The organism is Streptomyces sp. NTD91, assembly GCF_059510455.1.
The window spans coordinates 1-15,023 of record NZ_JCAJZW010000066.1 but is presented as its reverse complement, the minus strand read 5'-3'; the positions used below and the strand labels follow the sequence as shown (position 1 = coordinate 15,023).

Annotated in this window: 11 protein-coding genes and 2 pseudogenes; 7 read left to right on the top strand and 6 right to left on the bottom strand. The window is 74.2% G+C overall.

The window, feature by feature from the left end; translation table 11 throughout:
* Nucleotides 1-131 precede the first annotated feature (131 nt).
* The 3 genes from AC5WRT_RS36420 to AC5WRT_RS36410 form a co-directional block, all read right to left on the bottom strand.
* Complete coding sequence (locus AC5WRT_RS36420) at nt 132-1,841, bottom strand: RICIN domain-containing protein (RefSeq protein WP_496100993.1); 1,710 nt, start codon at nt 1,839-1,841, stop codon at nt 132-134.
* Nucleotides 1,842-2,378: 537 nt separating this feature from the next.
* Nucleotides 2,379-2,756 carry a toxin Doc gene (locus tag AC5WRT_RS36415; RefSeq protein ID WP_496098435.1) on the bottom strand — a complete coding sequence of 126 codons (378 nt, stop codon included), beginning with the start codon at nt 2,754-2,756 and terminating at the stop codon, nt 2,379-2,381.
* A 3-nt stretch (nt 2,757-2,759) separates the two neighbouring features.
* The gene (locus tag AC5WRT_RS36410) at nt 2,760-2,999 is read right to left on the bottom strand and encodes a hypothetical protein (protein WP_496098436.1); all 240 of its coding nucleotides are present in this window, start codon (nt 2,997-2,999) and stop codon (nt 2,760-2,762) included.
* 509 nt (nt 3,000-3,508) lie between these two features.
* Between AC5WRT_RS36410 and AC5WRT_RS36405 the strand changes: the two genes are divergently transcribed.
* Nucleotides 3,509-5,887: a SpoIIE family protein phosphatase gene (locus tag AC5WRT_RS36405; protein WP_496098437.1), complete on the top strand. Its 2,379-nt coding sequence runs from the start codon at nt 3,509-3,511 to the stop codon at nt 5,885-5,887.
* 265 nt (nt 5,888-6,152) lie between these two features.
* Here the strand turns inward: AC5WRT_RS36405 and AC5WRT_RS36400 are convergent, their stop codons facing one another.
* Entirely contained in the window at nt 6,153-6,737 is a 585-nt protein-coding gene (locus AC5WRT_RS36400; protein WP_496100992.1) for an RNA polymerase sigma factor, read from the bottom strand.
* A 9-nt stretch (nt 6,738-6,746) separates the two neighbouring features.
* Here AC5WRT_RS36400 and AC5WRT_RS36395 point away from each other — a divergent pair, with 9 nt between their 5' ends.
* From AC5WRT_RS36395 to AC5WRT_RS36375, 5 genes are all read left to right on the top strand, one after another.
* Nucleotides 6,747-8,138: a serine/threonine-protein kinase gene (locus tag AC5WRT_RS36395; protein WP_496098439.1), complete on the top strand. Its 1,392-nt coding sequence runs from the start codon at nt 6,747-6,749 to the stop codon at nt 8,136-8,138.
* Nucleotides 8,139-8,292: 154 nt separating this feature from the next.
* Nucleotides 8,293-8,979, top strand: coding sequence for a DUF4232 domain-containing protein (locus tag AC5WRT_RS36390; RefSeq protein ID WP_496098440.1), 687 nt, complete (start codon nt 8,293-8,295; stop codon nt 8,977-8,979).
* Nucleotides 8,980-9,175: 196 nt separating this feature from the next.
* Nucleotides 9,176-10,414 carry a polysaccharide deacetylase family protein gene (locus AC5WRT_RS36385; RefSeq protein ID WP_496098441.1) on the top strand — a complete coding sequence of 413 codons (1,239 nt, stop codon included), beginning with the start codon at nt 9,176-9,178 and terminating at the stop codon, nt 10,412-10,414.
* Nucleotides 10,415-10,477: 63 nt separating this feature from the next.
* A complete protein-coding gene (locus AC5WRT_RS36380; protein ID WP_496100995.1) occupies nt 10,478-11,731 on the top strand; it encodes an SLC13 family permease in 1,254 nt (417 codons plus the stop codon).
* A gap of 29 nt (nt 11,732-11,760) precedes the next feature.
* Entirely contained in the window at nt 11,761-12,252 is a 492-nt protein-coding gene (locus AC5WRT_RS36375; protein WP_496100991.1) for a universal stress protein, read from the top strand.
* Between the two features lies 1 nt (nt 12,253).
* Here the strand turns inward: AC5WRT_RS36375 and AC5WRT_RS36370 are convergent, their stop codons facing one another.
* Together AC5WRT_RS36370 and AC5WRT_RS36365 are read right to left on the bottom strand one after the other, a co-directional pair.
* Entirely contained in the window at nt 12,254-14,242 is a 1,989-nt protein-coding gene (locus AC5WRT_RS36370) for an RICIN domain-containing protein (protein ID WP_496100990.1), read from the bottom strand.
* Between the two features lie 258 nt (nt 14,243-14,500).
* A pseudogene (locus tag AC5WRT_RS36365) lies at nt 14,501-14,872 on the bottom strand (helix-turn-helix domain-containing protein); the annotation flags it as partial.
* Between AC5WRT_RS36365 and AC5WRT_RS36360 the strand changes: the two are divergent.
* Nucleotides 14,833-15,023: pseudogene (locus tag AC5WRT_RS36360) on the top strand (phytanoyl-CoA dioxygenase family protein); the annotation flags it as partial. The pseudogenes AC5WRT_RS36365 and AC5WRT_RS36360 overlap by 40 nt on opposite strands.

Sequence of the window (15,023 nt, the reverse complement as noted above, 5' to 3'; positions counted from 1 at the left end):
CCCGCTCGGACGGTCGACACCGGGCGCCACCCGGACTCGGCCCGACCCGACCGAACGCACTCCACAGAGCCCGCCGAGCGCTCCACGGGATCCTGTTCGGCTCTCCGCGGGGCGCGCCGCACCCGGGCCGGTCAGGCGTCTTGGGCGGGGTAGTGGTCGGTCGCGTCGGTCCCTGCGGCCGATCGGGGCGTTTCCGTCCCGGCGATCGACAGTGAGCCCGGGGTCGCCGACGGCGCGTCGGGCACCCAGCGCTGCCCGGCGGAGCCGTCGCGCACCTTGACGACGAGGTCGGCGCCCACGGTGCCGGCGGACGTCGCCAGCGCGAGGGTGCGGTCCCAGCGGGTCAGCAACTCGCCCTGCGCGGTGGGGTCGTAGCGCACGTCGCCGGCCCGCGCGGAACCGGCGTCGGCGCAGGTGCCGAGGATCACCACACCCGCGTCGGCGTGCGAGTCCAGGCACAGCCCCGAGCCCGCAGCGCTGCGCAGGCGCCCGTCGGACTCGTACGTCCACTGCTGGGTGGGCGCGGACGAGCAGACGGCGAGGACCGCGCCCGCCCCGGCCTTCGGGGTGCCCCTGATGTCCAGGCACAGGCCGGCACCGGCGTTGCGCAGCCGGGTGGGGCGGCCGACGGCGGGCAGACCCGCGATGCCGGGCGCGGTGGCCGTGGCGGGCGGGGTGCGGCCGACGGTGCTGGTCGAGGCGACCGGGTCGGTGCCGTCGCCGCCGTCCGGCCACACGCTGATCACGAGGACGGTCGCCAGCAGCGCGACCGAGGCCACTCCGACGCCGGTCAGCAGCGTCCTGGACGACCAGCCGGTGCCGGGCGGTCCGGGCTCGCCACCGCCGTGCCGACGGCCACGGGACCCGGAGTCCCGGGTCCCGGGTTCGCCGTCGCCGCGCCTGCGGGTGCCGGGCAGGGCGGCGCGGGCGAGCAGCCCGGGCTTGTCGCCGACGCGCCGGCGTCCGCCGGAACGCCGGGAGCCGCCGCGGGCGCGGGCCGTACCGGGCCGGCGGCCGGGGCGTGAGTCGAGGTAGCGGCGGGCGCCCCAGCCGAGCACGGCCTCAGCGAGCAGCACACCGGGCGCGGCGTCGGCGTGGCCGAGTTGCTCGGCGGCGTGCCGACAGTAGGAGCAGGCGGACAGATGCTGCTGGACGTCGGGCAGCAGGGCGCCGCCACGGCGGATCGGAACGTCGAGCAGACGGTTGAAGTAGCGGCACTCCTTGCCCGGCGCGAGTTCCCGGTGGGCGCGCACCAGGCCCTCCCGGAATTTCTCGCGCGCCTGTTCCAGGGCGACCGCCGCGCTCTCGATGTCCACGCCCAGCAGGGCGGCGGGAACGGTGATCGGCTCGGCCTCGACCTCGATGTGCCACAACAGCGCCTGTTCCAGCCGGGGAAGGGCGTGGAACGAGTGGTCGGAGAGCACGCGGTTCTCCGGTATCAGGGTCTTCGCCGCGCGCATGGCGCGTCCCCCGGCGGGTTTCCCGAGTCCGGGCAGTACGGCGGTGATCCGGTCCGTGCCGGACCAGTTGACGACCGTGTCCCGGACCGCGACGAGCAGCCGGGGCCGCAGTGCGTCGGCGCCTTCGCCGAGCGCGAGCCGGCCGAGGACCTGGTGGAAGGCGGTGGCGGTGACCATGTGGGCGAGCGGCCCGGTCAGGGCGAGGCAGACGACCGCGTAGTCGTGCGCCGGCTGCCAGTGCCGGGCCATCAGGAGGGCGGCGGACCGGGAGGCCTCCGCGTCGGAGCCGGCCCGCAGCGGGCCGGCGAGCGACTCGTCGGACTCCCCGGGATCGCCGCCGGGCGGCGGATAGGGAGGACGAGGGGGGTGGGGGGTGGGCACTGAGCGGATTCCTTCGGTGCGACGTGCGTTGATGCGTACCTCTGCGACGCGCGGGGAGAGAAGGGACCGGCGCTGCTGCCGGTGAAGTTCCGCGACTGCCGGAAGAACCCCGGACTTTCCCCCCGCACGGTCGTTTCAACCCTTGCACAACTTCCACACGAGCAACAAGGCGCCCGCTGACATCGACGGACTGAAGAGGCGTCAGAGAACGGGACAGCGCCTGCCGCTGTGCAGGGATCTTCGGCATTTTGACGCGCCCCGTGTGAAGCGCGCGCACTCGGCGGCGGGCACGCGCACGCTTCCGGGGTGTGCGGCCCGGTAGTGGACTGGGGACCGGCTCCTCGAACAAGGCCCCGCGCGCGGCGGGCGTCCCCGGCTCGAGCGGAGGGGAGAGCGGGGCGCGGCTCTCCGTGCGAACGCGGCCGCCGGCCCTGCCCCTCCCGCCCTCGGCCGGCGGCCCAGCCCGTCCTGCTCCGGTCGGCGGCCCGGCGGCCTCCCCCGCCGGCCGGGGCGGGACGGGCTCCGCGCGGGCCCCCCTCAGATCTGCCAGGAGCGCAGCCGGTCGGCCACGCCGTACACGTCGGTCTTGCCGGAGATCAGATCACGGGTGAGGTCGACGAGGGCGCCGTAGGGCGGGTCGATGCCGACGCCGCTGACGAACATGTAGGCCACGGCGGTCGCGCAGGCGAAGCGGGCGTTGGCGGCGGGCAGCGGCTTGAGCACGGCGAGGGTGTGCAGCAGGGCGGCGGCCCGCCAGGCGGGGTCGGAGTCCACCCCGAGCCGGGGCGGATCCACGCGGTGCCGGGCGACGGCGGCGACCAGGGCGGAGAAGTCGTCGACGGCGGGCTGGTCGGGCAGGACCTCCTCGTGGCGCTGGAGCAGCCAGGGGACGTCGATGTGGATGACGGAGGGCATGCGTCAGGCGGCCTCGTCCTTCGCGGCGGGCTCGTCGTCGGGGAAGGCCGCGGCGAACTCCTCGGCGTGGGCGGCGAAGAACTGACGAAAGGCCGCGGCGCCCTCCTGCAGGGCCCGGTGCCGGGCTATGTCCGCGGCCGCCGCCTCGCGCACGAGGGCCTTCATGGACGTACCTCGCTCCTTGGCGATCTGCCGCAGGTCCTCGAGTTCCCGGTCGCTGAACTCCACGTTGAGAGCTGGCATGCCCCTCACGGTACCGCGCGGGTACTCACCCGTAAATACCGCCAGGTCAGATGCCCTTTCCACCGGTACCTACGACGTCCGAGAGCCATGTCCCGTTCTCGCCGGTCTCCGGGCGCGCGAGACAGCGGACCCGGCAGTACGGCCCGGACCGGCGACGAGACAGAGGGAGCGATGCGATGAACACCCGCACCGGCCACTCCGTCCGACCCAGCCCGCAAGAGGGCGGACAGGCCGCGTGCAGCACGTCCACCGACTTGGTGGTGTTGTGGTTCAGGCCGAGGCCGTCCGGCTTGACGAGCATCAGATCGGCCGCCGAACCTTCTTCGGCACGCCGCGGTACTTGTCGGAGCCGATGACCAGCGGGCGGGTGTCGTCGGCGGCCCTGATCGCGCCGATGACCGACCGACCGGGCGGAGCGGGCCGAGCTTCACCGCAGCCCCCCAAGCACTACGCTGGAACACGAGAGGTGCCACCAGTTCACTGTGAGTGTGCGCTTGGGAGCGGCGACGATGAGCCGGGTCTATCCGTTCGACGACGCGGTGACTGCCCGGGCTGTCATCGACGAGGACGGAACGCTGGTCGAGTGGAACGAGGGGGCCAGGCGCCTGCTCGGCCACCCGGCGGAGGCCGTGCTGGGCCGCCCCGCCGCCCGGCTGCTGGCCGACGAGGACACCCCGGCCCCGCCCACCGGCCCGCGCTGGCAGGGAACGGTCGGCTTGCGCCACCGTGACGGCCGTACGGTCCCGGTCTGGCTGCTCGCCCACCGCCGGCCGGCGTCCGACGGACACGGCGGCAGCTGGCTCGTGGTCACCCCGCTCACCGGCGCACAGCCGCCCGCCGCCGACCCGCTCGCCGAGGCGGGCCTGATCCAGTCGCCGTGCGCGGTCGCCGTGTACGACGCCGAGCTGCGGCTGCGCCGGATGAACGACGCGATGGCCGAGGTCGTCGGCCTGCCGGAGGAGCGCCTGCGCGGGCTGCGGCTCGCGGAGATCGGCGGCAGGCCGCAGAGCGACGAACTCGAACGGGGCATGCTCCAGGTGCTGGCCACCGGCAGCCCGCTGGACGTCCAGACCCGGATGCGCACCGGCGGCGACCACCGCGCGCACGCCTGGCTCGCCCGGATGACCCCGGTCCGGGACGCCCGTGGACGGGTGTGCGGGGTGTCCGTGGCCGCGCACGACGTCACCGACAACCTCCGGGCCCGGCAGCGGCTGCAGCTGGTGAACGAGGCGAGCGTGCGCGTCGGCAGCACGCTGGACGTGACCCGTACGGCGCAGGAACTGGCGGAGGTGTGCGTGCCCGCCCTCGCCGACTTCGTCACCATCGACCTGCTGGACCCGCAGGACCACGGCGGCGAGCCCCCGGCCCGTCTCACGGCGCCCGTCACCCTGCGCCGGGCAGCCCATCAGTCGATCCTGGACGGGGTGCCGGAGGCGGTGATGAAGCCCGGGCAGACCGAGGCGTACCCGGCCGGCTCGCCGCAGGCCGACGCGCTGACCGCCGGTCACACGATCCTCGCCTCGACGGCGGCGGGCGACATGCAGCCCTGGCTCACCTGGAACGGCGTGCGGGCCGAGCAGGTACGCCGATTCGGCATCCACTCCTCGATGTCGGTCCCCATCCTGGCCCGCGGACTCACCCTCGGGGTCGCGGTGCTGACCCGCCACCGCCGCCCCGACTCCTTCACCGCGGACGACCGGCTGCTCGCCGAGGAGATCACCACCCGGGCCGCCGTGTGCATCGACAACGCCCGCCGCTACTCCCGGGAACGGGAGACCGCGATCGCGCTCCAGCGCAGCCTGCTGCCGCGCACGCTGCCCCGCACGGCCGCGCTGGAGGCCGCCTCCCGCTATCTTCCGGCCGCGCGGGCCGGGGTGGGCGGCGACTGGTTCGACGTGATCCCGCTGTCCGGGATGCGGGTCGCGATGGTCGTCGGGGACGTCGTGGGGCACGGCGTCGAGGCCTCGGCCACCATGGGCCGGCTGCGGACGGCCGTCCGCACCCTCGCCGACATCGACCTCGCCCCGGACGAGCTGCTCACGCACCTGGACGACCTGGTGGTCCGTCTCTCGGAGGAGTCCGGCGTGGACTCCGGCCCCGGCGAGGTCGGCGCGACCTGCGTGTACGCCGTCTACGACCCGGTGTCGCGGCGCTGCACCGTGGCCCGCGCCGGGCATCCGCCCCCCGTGGTGCTGCGGCCGGGCGGCGCGCCCCAGGCGCTGGACGTGCCCGCCGGTCCCCCGCTGGGCCTGGGCGGGCTGCCCTTCGAGTCCACCGAGGTGGATCTGCCCGAGGGCACCGTCCTCGCGCTGTACACCGACGGGCTGGTGTGGGCCCGCGAGCGTGATCCGGAGACCAGCCGCGAGATGCTGTACGACACGCTCGGCGCGGCCGCCGACTCCCTGGACGAGACCTGCGACCGCGTCCTGGTCACCCTGCTGCCGCCGGGCGGCTCCGTGGACGACGTGGCACTGCTGCTCGCCCGCACCCAGGGCCTGCCCGCCGCGCAGGTGGCGACCTGGGACATCCCGGCCGATCCGGCGCTGGTCGCGCCGATCCGCAAGCAGGTCGTGGAGCAACTGGACACCTGGGGGCTGAGCGAGGCCGCGTTCACGACGGAGTTGGTGGTCAGCGAACTGGTCACCAACGCCATCCGGTACGGCTCCCACCCCATCCGGCTGCGGCTGATCCACGACGCGACGACGCTGATCTGCGAGGTGTCCGACACCAGCCACACCGCCCCGCACCTGCGCCGCGCCAAGATCTTCGACGAGGGCGGCCGAGGGCTGCTCCTGGTCGCCCAGCTCACCCAGCGCTGGGGCAGCCGGCACACCGCGGAGGGCAAGACGATCTGGGCGGAACTCCCCCTGTTCGAGGTGGACCCGTAGGGCGTCGCCGACGGCCCGGATCCGTCCCGACGGCTCCCCGGCTTCCTCCGGCGCCACGGCGCGGCGGGCGTGTGCCGGTGACACGGGACGACCGTCGCTCACGCCCCGCACGGGCCCCGGGGCGGCCTACGACACCGTCCTGCGGGCCGGCGGCGTGCCCGTCCTGGTGGCCTGCACCGCGCCGGCGGTCGTCCACCGTCACCCGGCGGCACACGGCCGCCCGCCCGCGTCGGCGGTGGAGGGTCCCCCGGCAGCGCCGGGCGGCTCAGCCGCCCGTCAGCCAGGGGCGTACCTGTTTGCGGGCCTCGTGCAGGCGGGACTTCAAAGTGCCGAGGGGGATGCCGACGCGCTCGGCGACCTCGGCGTAGTCCAGCTGACAGATGTCCCGGTAGACCAGCGGCGCGACCAGGTGCGGATGGGTCCGCTCCAGCCGGTCCAGCGCCTCCAGCAGGTCCACCCGGGAGCCCGCGATGACGCTGGTGGTGCGCGGGTCGACGGCGTACGAGGGCTCGATGGCGGCCGGCTGCTCGGCGGCCCGTCGCTTCAGCTCGCGGTACTTCTGCCGGCAGCAGTTGGCGACCACGGTGTACAGCCAGGTGCTGAAACGGCTGCGCCCCTCGAATCGGGAGATGTGCCGGGCCACCTGGAGCAGCACGTCCTGCGCGGCCTCCTCGGCGTCCTCCCGGCACGGCAGGAAGCGCCCGCAGCGGCGCATCACCTCGGGCCGGATCTCGTGCAGCAGCCGGTCCAGGGCGGCGCTGTCGCCGACGGCGGCCCGCCGGGCGAGGTCTTCGATCGGCACCTGGTCCAGCACCCGGGTCCCCCTTCGAGTCGATCTCAGGCCAGGCATGATAGTCGTATGCACTCCCCAGGGCGGATCGGCCGCTACCGCCTCGAACGACCGCTGGGCACCGGCGCCTTCGCCACGGTGTGGCTCGCCCACGACGACGAGCTCGAGGCCCCGGTCGCGGTGAAGGTCCTCGCCGAGAACTGGGCGCACCGGCTCGACATCAGGGACCGCTTCCTGTCCGAGGCCCGGCTGCTGCGCCGGGCCGGCTCCAGCCGGGTGGTGCAGGTCTACGACATCGGTGAACTCCCCGACGGCAGGCCGTATTTCGTGATGGAGTACGCCGCCGGCGGTACCCTCGCCGACCTGCTGACCGGCGGCCCGCTGCCGGTGGGGCACGCGCTCGCGCTGACGGCCCAGGCCGCCCGGGCCGCCGCCGCGCTGCACGAGGCGGGGATCGTGCACCGCGACATCAAGCCGACCAATGTGCTGCTGCACACCGCTCCGGACGGCACCCGGCGGGTCCTGCTGGCCGACCTGGGGCTCGCCAAGAGCCTCGCCCAGGCCTCGGTGCTCACGCTGGCCGCGGGCTCGGCGGGCTACCAGCCGCCGGAGCAGGCGGAGCCCGGCGAGGGCATCGACGAGCGGGCCGACGTCTACAGCCTGGGCGCGGTGGGCTACGAACTGGTCACCGGGAGCGTGCCGGGGCCGCCCGGGAAAGTCGTACCGCCGCGGCGGCTGCGGCCCGACCTCGGCGAGGACGTGGAGCGGGCGCTGCTGCGGGCGCTGGAGCCGGCCCGGGCGCGCCGCTGGCCCAGCGCGCAGGCGTTCGCGGACGAGCTGGACCGGCTGGCCGCGGGGGCGTCGACGCTCCGGCCCGCCCGGCGGCTGGACGGCGTGCGCACCCGGCTGAACGCGTTGACGCTGTCACTGGCCGCGGTCACCGCCGCGGTGGTGACCGCGGCGGTGGTGACCGTGCTGGTCCACCCCGACGGCTCCCCGGACCAGGTGCGGGCGACGGACTCGACCGGGCGGGTGGCCGTCGAGGTTCCGTCCGGCTTCGGGCGCGAGCTGCGCGAATCCGGCTGGGATCCCGGCGCGCTGGGGCTCGCCAAGGGGCACGAACCGGGCCTGGTGATCGCCGACGACCTGAGCCGGTGGCCCGACCTGGGCGCGCCGGTGGACGGTGTGTTCGTCGGCCTGAGCGAGCACGGCGACGTCACCGCGCGGGTGAAGGCCCTCGCCCACACGGGCTGCCGCTACTTCGGCAGCCGTACCTTCTCGGACACCGAATGGCGCGGCCTGGTGCGGGCCTGGAGCGGCTGCCCGGACGGCGGCTCGGTCACCGAGTCCGCGCTGGTCCCGGCGGACGGCCCGGCACAGCCCCAGGTGTACGTGCAGGTGCGCCAGCGGGGTGACGGGGACGCCACCGAGGGGATACTCCGTTCGCTGAGCGTGTCCTGACGGGCGGCTGCGAAGAGCGACGGCGGGGAAGAGAATCCTGCGTGCGCCGAACTTTTCCGGCGTCCCGCGCATCGGAGGTGTCAGGACGGCGCACTCGGCGCCATGAGGCACGCGGTCCGTCGCGTGCCGTGACCTTCCAGGAGTGTTGAGCGACATGGTGTACACCCCCCGGTCCGCGCGGCACGGGGCCCTCCTCGTGGGCACGGTTGCCGTGCTGGGCCTCCTGACCGCCTGCGGCAACGGCAAGGACGTCCACAGCAACCCACCGATCACGGCCTCCGGTACGGCGGCTCCGGCGACGGGCACCACGAAGACCCCGGCGTCCGCCACGTCCGCCGCGCCCAGCGGCGCCGTCTCGTCCTCCGCGTCCAAGGGGACCACCCCCTCGGCGAGCGGCGGTGGTTCGGCCACGGCCGCGGCGAGCACCCGCTGTCACACCTCCGAGCTGAGCGCCTCGGTGGGCCGCAACGACCCGGGCGCCGGCCAGGAGAACTTTCCGCTGGTCCTCACCAACCACTCCGGCCGGACCTGCACCGTGCGCGGCTACCCGGGCGCGGCCTTCGTGAACGCCTCCGGCACCCAGCTCGGCCCCGATCCCAGGCGTGAGTCGGGCTCCCCGGTGACGATCGCGCTCAGGCCGGGGCAGAGCGCCTGGGCCGGGCTGACCTTCTCCAATCCCGGCATCAGCGGCGCCAAGACGGCCACACCGGCCGCGCTGCTGGTCACCCCGCCGGACGAGCGTGCCTCGCTGAAGGTCACGTGGACGGGCGGAGCGGTGCCCGTCTCCGGGAACTCCTCGTCCGTCTCCGTGTCCGTGTTCAGCCCCGGCACGGCTCCCTGACGGGGCTCACGCCCCCCGAGAACCCCGCTGCCGCACCCGCCCGGCAGCGGGGTTCGTCATGCTCGCGCCACAACTGTCACAGGACGGCAACAGGCGCCGCAGCCCGCGATCTTTCCCCCGTCGCCCGGCATCGAACTCGTCGACCACACCGGCGAGGAGGCCCCGCAGGGGCCGTGAGAAGGAAATCGGGGAGAAGATGAGCGGGATATCGCGCAGGCGGGTGCTGACGGCGGGCGCGGCGGCGGGCGCCCTGGGCACGCTGGCCGCGTGCTCCTCCGGCACCGGCCTGTCGGTCGGCGGTCCGGCGGACGGCCAGGGCACCGCCCAGGCGCGGCCGGCGAAGCCGATCGGCGACGGCTCCACGGCCGACACCGGCCCCCAGCCGCACCAGCCGACGCCCGACCGGCTGAAGCCGGGCCGAAAGCCCCCGCAGTTCGTGGTGTTCTCCTGGGACGGCGCGGGCGAGCTGAGCAACCAGCTGTTCTCCCGGTTCCGCAAGGTCGCCGCCGACCACGGCGCGAAGATGACGTTCTTCCTCAGCGGCATCTACGCACTGCCCGAGTCCAAGAAGCACCTGTACCGCCCGCCGCAGCACCCGGTCGGGGCGTCCGCCATCGGCTACCTCGCCGACCGGCACATCCGTGCCACCCTCCAGCAGGTCCGCGCGGCCTGGCTGGAGGGCCACGAGATCGGCACCCACTTCAACGGGCACTTCTGCGGCGCGACCGGCGTGCGCAACTGGTCCCCCGCCGAGTGGCGCAGCGAGATCGACCAGGCGGTCGACTTCGTGACCAGCTGGAAGACCAACACCGGTTTCACCGACCTGGAGCCGCTCCCCTTCGACTACCGCAAGGAGCTGATCGGCGGCCGCACCCCCTGCCTGGAGGGCCAGTCCAACCTGCTGCCCACGGCCGCGGCCCTCGGCTGGAAGTACGACGCAAGCTCCCCCGGCGGACTGCAGATCTGGCCGGGCAAGGTGCAGGGCGGAAGGATCTGGGACTTCCCGCTGCAGTCCATACCGTTCCCCGGGCACAGCTTCCAGGTGCTGTCGATGGACTACAACATGATGTTCAACCAGTCGGGCGGCGACCCGAACGGCGACCGCACCCGGTACGACGCCTGGCGCACCCAGGCCCGCGACGCCTATGTCGCCGGTTTCGAACGGGCGTACACGACCAACCGCGCCCCCTTCTTCATCGGCAACCACTTCGAGCGCTGGAACGGCGGCATCTACATGGACGCCGTCGAGGAGGCCATCGGGAAGATGGCCGCGTACGGCGACGACGTGCGGTTCGTGTCCTTCAAGCAGCTCGTCCACTGGCTGGAGGCGCAGGATCCGGCGGTACTGCGCAAGCTGCGCACGTTGGTGCCGGGGCAGGCCCCGGCGAGCGGCTGGGCGGAGTTCCTGGGCACGGCCGGCAGCAAGGCGTCGTAGCGCGTTCGACATCGTCTGTTTTGATGGGCGGGCCCCAGCTGATCCGTTCCGGAAGGACCCGCTCTGAACACCCCGCTCGCCGAGGCCCTGTCCGCCGTCCTGCTCGTCGCCGTTCTTGCCGGAGCCGTCGTGCGGCCCTTCGGGTGGCCGGAGGCGGTCATGGCCGTGCCCGCCTCCGGTGTCGCGGTGGCCACCGGGGCGATCTCGCTGGACCACGCGAGGGCCGAGGCCGAGCGGCTCGGACCGGTGGTCGGGTTTCTGGCGGCAGTGCTGGTGCTCGCCCACTTCTGCGACGTGGAGGGGCTGTTCCAGGCGTGCGGGGCGTGGATGGCGCGGTGGGCGCGCGGCCGTCCGGTACGGCTGCTGACGGCGGTGTTCGCCCTGGCCTCCACCATCACCGCCGTACTCAGCCTGGACGCCACGATCGTGCTGCTCACCCCGGTGGTCTTCGCCACGGCCGCGCGGACCGGCGTCCGGCCCAAACCGCATGTCTATGCCTGCACCCATCTGTCGAACACGGCGTCCCTGCTACTGCCGGTGTCCAATCTGACGAACCTGCTGGCGTTCTCGGTGAGCGGGCTGAGCTTCACCCGGTTCGCGGCGCTGACGGCGCTGCCGTGGCTGGTGGCGATCGGCACGGAGTACCTGGTGTTCCGGCGGTTCTTCGCCCGTGACCTCGCGGCAGCGGCACCGGCGGGTGGGAACACCGGGCCGGCGCCGCGGCTGCCGCTGTTCGCGCTGGTGACCGTCGGCTGCACGCTGGCGGGGTTCGTCGTGGCGTCGGCGTTCGACGTGGAGCCGGCCTGGGTCGCGGCGGCGGGCGCGCTGGTGCTCGCCGGACGGGCGCTGGTGCGCCGCAGGGCGACCCCGCTGACCGTGGTACGGGCCGCGGCCCCGTCGTTCCTCGCGTTCGTGCTCGCGCTGGGCATCGTCGTGCGGGCGGTCGTCGACAACGGGCTCGCGGACGTCCTCGGGCATGCGGTGCCCGCCGGCACGGGACTGCCCGCCCTGCTGGGCCTCGCCGCGCTGGCCGCCGCCCTGGCGAACCTGATCAACAACCTGCCCGCAGTGCTGGTCCTGCTCCCGCTGGCCGCGCCGGCCGGGCCCGGCACGGTGCTGGCCGTGCTGCTCGGTGTGAACATCGGCCCCAACCTGACCTACGCCGGGTCGCTGGCCACGCTGCTGTGGCGGCGGATCGTGCAGCAGCACGAGCACGACGTGGACCTCGGGGAGTTCACCCGGCTCGGCCTGCTCGCCGTGCCGTCCTCCCTGGCCGTCGCGGTGGTGGCACTGTGGGGGTCGCTCCAGGTTTTCTGAAGGACCGAGCTCTGGGGAGGCCGACCGGAATGCGTGTGATCACCTGGCTCGTGGAGGGCACCTGGCCCGCCTGCGTGGACGCGGTGCGCCGCCATGCGCCGGACACCGCCGAGGTGGTGCTGCTGCACGTCAGCGCGCCCGAGGTGCCGGGGGTGGCGCACGGCGCCTACGCGGGGCTGCTCGGCCGGGGGCGTCCGGAGCGCGATCCGGGCGATCTGCTCGAGGCGCTCGGCGGGGCCTCGGCGGCCGAACTGCTGAACGCGGCGGCACAGCGGCTGGGCCGGCCCTGTGCCCGCGTGGAGCGCTCGGGCCGGGTCGAACGGGAAGTGGTGGCCGCGGCGGAGGGCGCCGATCTGCTGGTGCTGGCCCGGGACGGCGACCGCTCCCGGCTCGGGCCGAAGAGTCTCGGCCCGACGGTCCGCTTCGCCGTCGACCACGCGCCCTGCCCGGTACTGCTGGTGTGGCCGGAACCGGCCCCCGGCCTGGGCACCATCCCGCCGCCACCGCCGCACCACCCCTGACTCAGCGCCGGTGGCCCCCGCCACCGTAGTCCCCGCCGCCTCCGTATCCCCCGCCGCCCCAGCCGCAGGAGTACGGGTACGCGGAGCACGGGTCGGACGGGGCCCACGGCGGGGCGGCGGCACCGGAGCCGGTCGCCGTGGGTGCCGGGGTCGGCGATGAGGTGGCTCCGGAAGCCCTGGGTGTCGGAGTCGGTCGGTGGGACGTGCCGGTCGGCGGCGGGGTGTTGTCACTGTCCCAGTTGACGTTCTGCATCTGCAGGTCGGTCCTGGCGGTGTCGACGGACCAGCGCTGGGCGGCGCCGGGGGCGCGGTTCTTGAGCACCAGGGCGCCGGAGCCGTCGGTGGCGGCCGGGGTGAGGGCGAGGTCCTGGTTCCAGCGGGGTATCAGGGCGCCCTGGAGGGTGAAGTCGTACCGGATGTTCCTGGCGGCGGCCTGCCCGGTGGCGGCACAGGGGGCGAGGCGGACCGAGTAACCCAGGTGCGAGTCGAGGCAGAGGTCCGGGGCGGCGGCGTTGCGCAACAGCCCGTCGGTCTCGTACGTCCACTGCTGGGCCGGGGTCGCGGAGCAGGCTGCGAGTTCGGTCTCGGCACCCTTGACGGCCTTCTTCCCGACGACCGCGACACACAGTCCGGAGCCGAGGTTGCGCAGCCGGCCGTGCAGGGCGCCGCCGGCCGGATCAGCACCGGCCCAGGAGGGACTCGCGGCGCCCTTGCCCGGCGCCGGGGAGGACGCCCCACGCCCGGCCCGGCCGGCTCCGTCGCCGGACCGCAGCACCGACCACAGCGCCAGCGGCACCACGACCAGCCCGCTCACGGTGACGACGGCCAGCGCGAGGTTCCTCCGCCGGGCCCGCCGGGCGCGTGCGGCCCGCAGCGCCGAGCGCCGGGAGAGAGCGGCTTCTACCGGGCCGTCCACCGCTCCGGCGCCGCGGGCGGAGCGGTGGACTTCGACGGCACGGCCACGACGCTCGGCCCCGCCCCGGCGCCCGGACGGAGCCGAAACACCCCGGACGGCCCAGTCGCCCGGGCCGTTGCGACGCCCGGATTCGCCGCGGCCACCCGGCCCCGCGGGACCGCCGACGGAAGCGTCCCCGCCCGCCGACTGACCCGGGGCCCCGGGGACCTGCGGCTCGGTGGGCAGGAAGGGTTCACCGAGTGGGGGCGCGGCCGGCTCCGGGGGCGGGGCCGACTCCTCCGCGCGGTGCACACGGGAGTCGACGTAGTCCCGGGCGCCCCAACCGAGGACCGCCTCGGCGAGGGCGAGGTCCAACCCTGCGTTGAACGAGGCGAGTTGGTCGGCGGCCCGGCTGCAGTGACCGCAGCGGCCCAGGTGCTCGCGCAGGTCCGGGTCGATGTCGACACCGCCGCGCCGGAACGTCACGTCGAGCATGCGCTGATAGCGTCGGCACTCGTTGTCGGGGGCGAGTTCGCGGTGGGCCTGGAGGCACTCCTCGCGCAGCCGCTCCCGGGCCCGGCGGAGTTCGACCTCGGCGTCCTCCTGGTCCAGGCCGAGCAGGGCCGCGGGCACCGCGATCGGCTCGGCCTCGACCTCCGTGTGCCAGAGCACGGCGCGGGAAGCCTGCGGCACCCGCTGGAAGGCGCGGGAGAGCAGCCTGCGGCCGGGGGGCGGCAGCAACCGGGCGGCGGCACGCTCACCGCGGACGCCGGACCGCAGCGCCGGGTGGAGGAGTTCCTGACGGCCGTCGGACTCCCACTCGGCCGCGATCCGGCGGACGGCCACCAGCACCTGCGGCCGCCAGGCGGCGGTGGGCCCGGCCTGCTGCAGCGATTCACCGAAGAGCCGGGTGAAAGCGGTGGTGGTGAGCATGCCGGCCGCACGCGTCCCGTCCGCGCACAACCGCGCGTAGGCGAAGGCCGCTTCCCAGTGCCGGTCGAGCAGTTCACCGACCGGATGGAGCGCGGGTGTCCCTCCGGTCCACTTCCTCAGTTCGGCACTCAGTCGCTCGTCCGACGGGCCTGCCTCATTCACGACTGCATTCCTCCAGACGTGATACGGAAATTAGTCCATACCAAAAGGTATGGGAGAGCGGTGGGGCTGCTCGAACGTCCACCTGAGGAGGCTCTTTTGAAGCGTGGGGGGTGTACGGGGAGCGGCCTGACGCATACCGCCGGAATGCGATGTGCCTGCGTGCCGACAGCCGACACTTTTGCACAGTCATGCAGCTGCGAACAAGGGATCTCTCGAATATCGACAAGTACCCCCGAGAACTTCCCTATTGACGCGCGTTCAGGAGAATCTTTTTCTCCCGCTTAACGCCGTGCGCCCCCGCCGGGCGGGGGGCGACACTCCGTGGCGCTCCCGGAAAACCCGGCTGAAGGAGAAGGGACCGCCGAATCCGGAGTCCGCCGCGACCTCGTTCCACCGTCGGATCGGTGACCTCCGGCAGTCGCGCCGCGTGCCGCAGCCGGGCCTCCCGCAGCGCCCGCATCGGCGACCGTCCGGTGCGCAGGGGGAACGGGGGTGAAGCGGGACGGGGACAGCGCGACGCCCTCGGCGAGCGAGCGTACGGTGTGCGCCGCGCCCCGGCACGGCGACGATCAACTCCTCGGCACGCCGTGTTGTCGTTCGCCCGCGAGTACGTGCCGTCTCCGGCCGGGCCGGCCCCGGTGCCGGTGGATCTGGCTCCGGGTGACGTGCTGTTCCGCAACGGCAGCCTGGTGCACGGCTCGGCCCCGACCGCACGGCGGACCGGTTCCTGCGGTCCTTCATCGGACATCACGTCGGCCGGTCGGCCGGCGGATCGGGGCGT

What these genes read in the sequence shown, in the direction of transcription:
- AC5WRT_RS36415 (WP_496098435.1), bottom strand. Translation starts at nt 2,756, where the DNA reads ATGCCCTCCGTCATCCACATCGACGTCCCCTGGCTGCTCCAGCGCCAC.
- AC5WRT_RS36410 (WP_496098436.1), bottom strand. Translation starts at nt 2,999, where the DNA reads ATGCCAGCTCTCAACGTGGAGTTCAGCGACCGGGAACTCGAGGACCTG.
- AC5WRT_RS36405 (WP_496098437.1), top strand. Translation starts at nt 3,509, where the DNA reads ATGAGCCGGGTCTATCCGTTCGACGACGCGGTGACTGCCCGGGCTGTC.
- AC5WRT_RS36400 (WP_496100992.1), bottom strand. Translation starts at nt 6,737, where the DNA reads ATGCCTGGCCTGAGATCGACTCGAAGGGGGACCCGGGTGCTGGACCAG.
- AC5WRT_RS36395 (WP_496098439.1), top strand. Translation starts at nt 6,747, where the DNA reads ATGCACTCCCCAGGGCGGATCGGCCGCTACCGCCTCGAACGACCGCTG.
- AC5WRT_RS36390 (WP_496098440.1), top strand. Translation starts at nt 8,293, where the DNA reads ATGGTGTACACCCCCCGGTCCGCGCGGCACGGGGCCCTCCTCGTGGGC.
- AC5WRT_RS36385 (WP_496098441.1), top strand. Translation starts at nt 9,176, where the DNA reads ATGAGCGGGATATCGCGCAGGCGGGTGCTGACGGCGGGCGCGGCGGCG.
- AC5WRT_RS36375 (WP_496100991.1), top strand. Translation starts at nt 11,761, where the DNA reads ATGCGTGTGATCACCTGGCTCGTGGAGGGCACCTGGCCCGCCTGCGTG.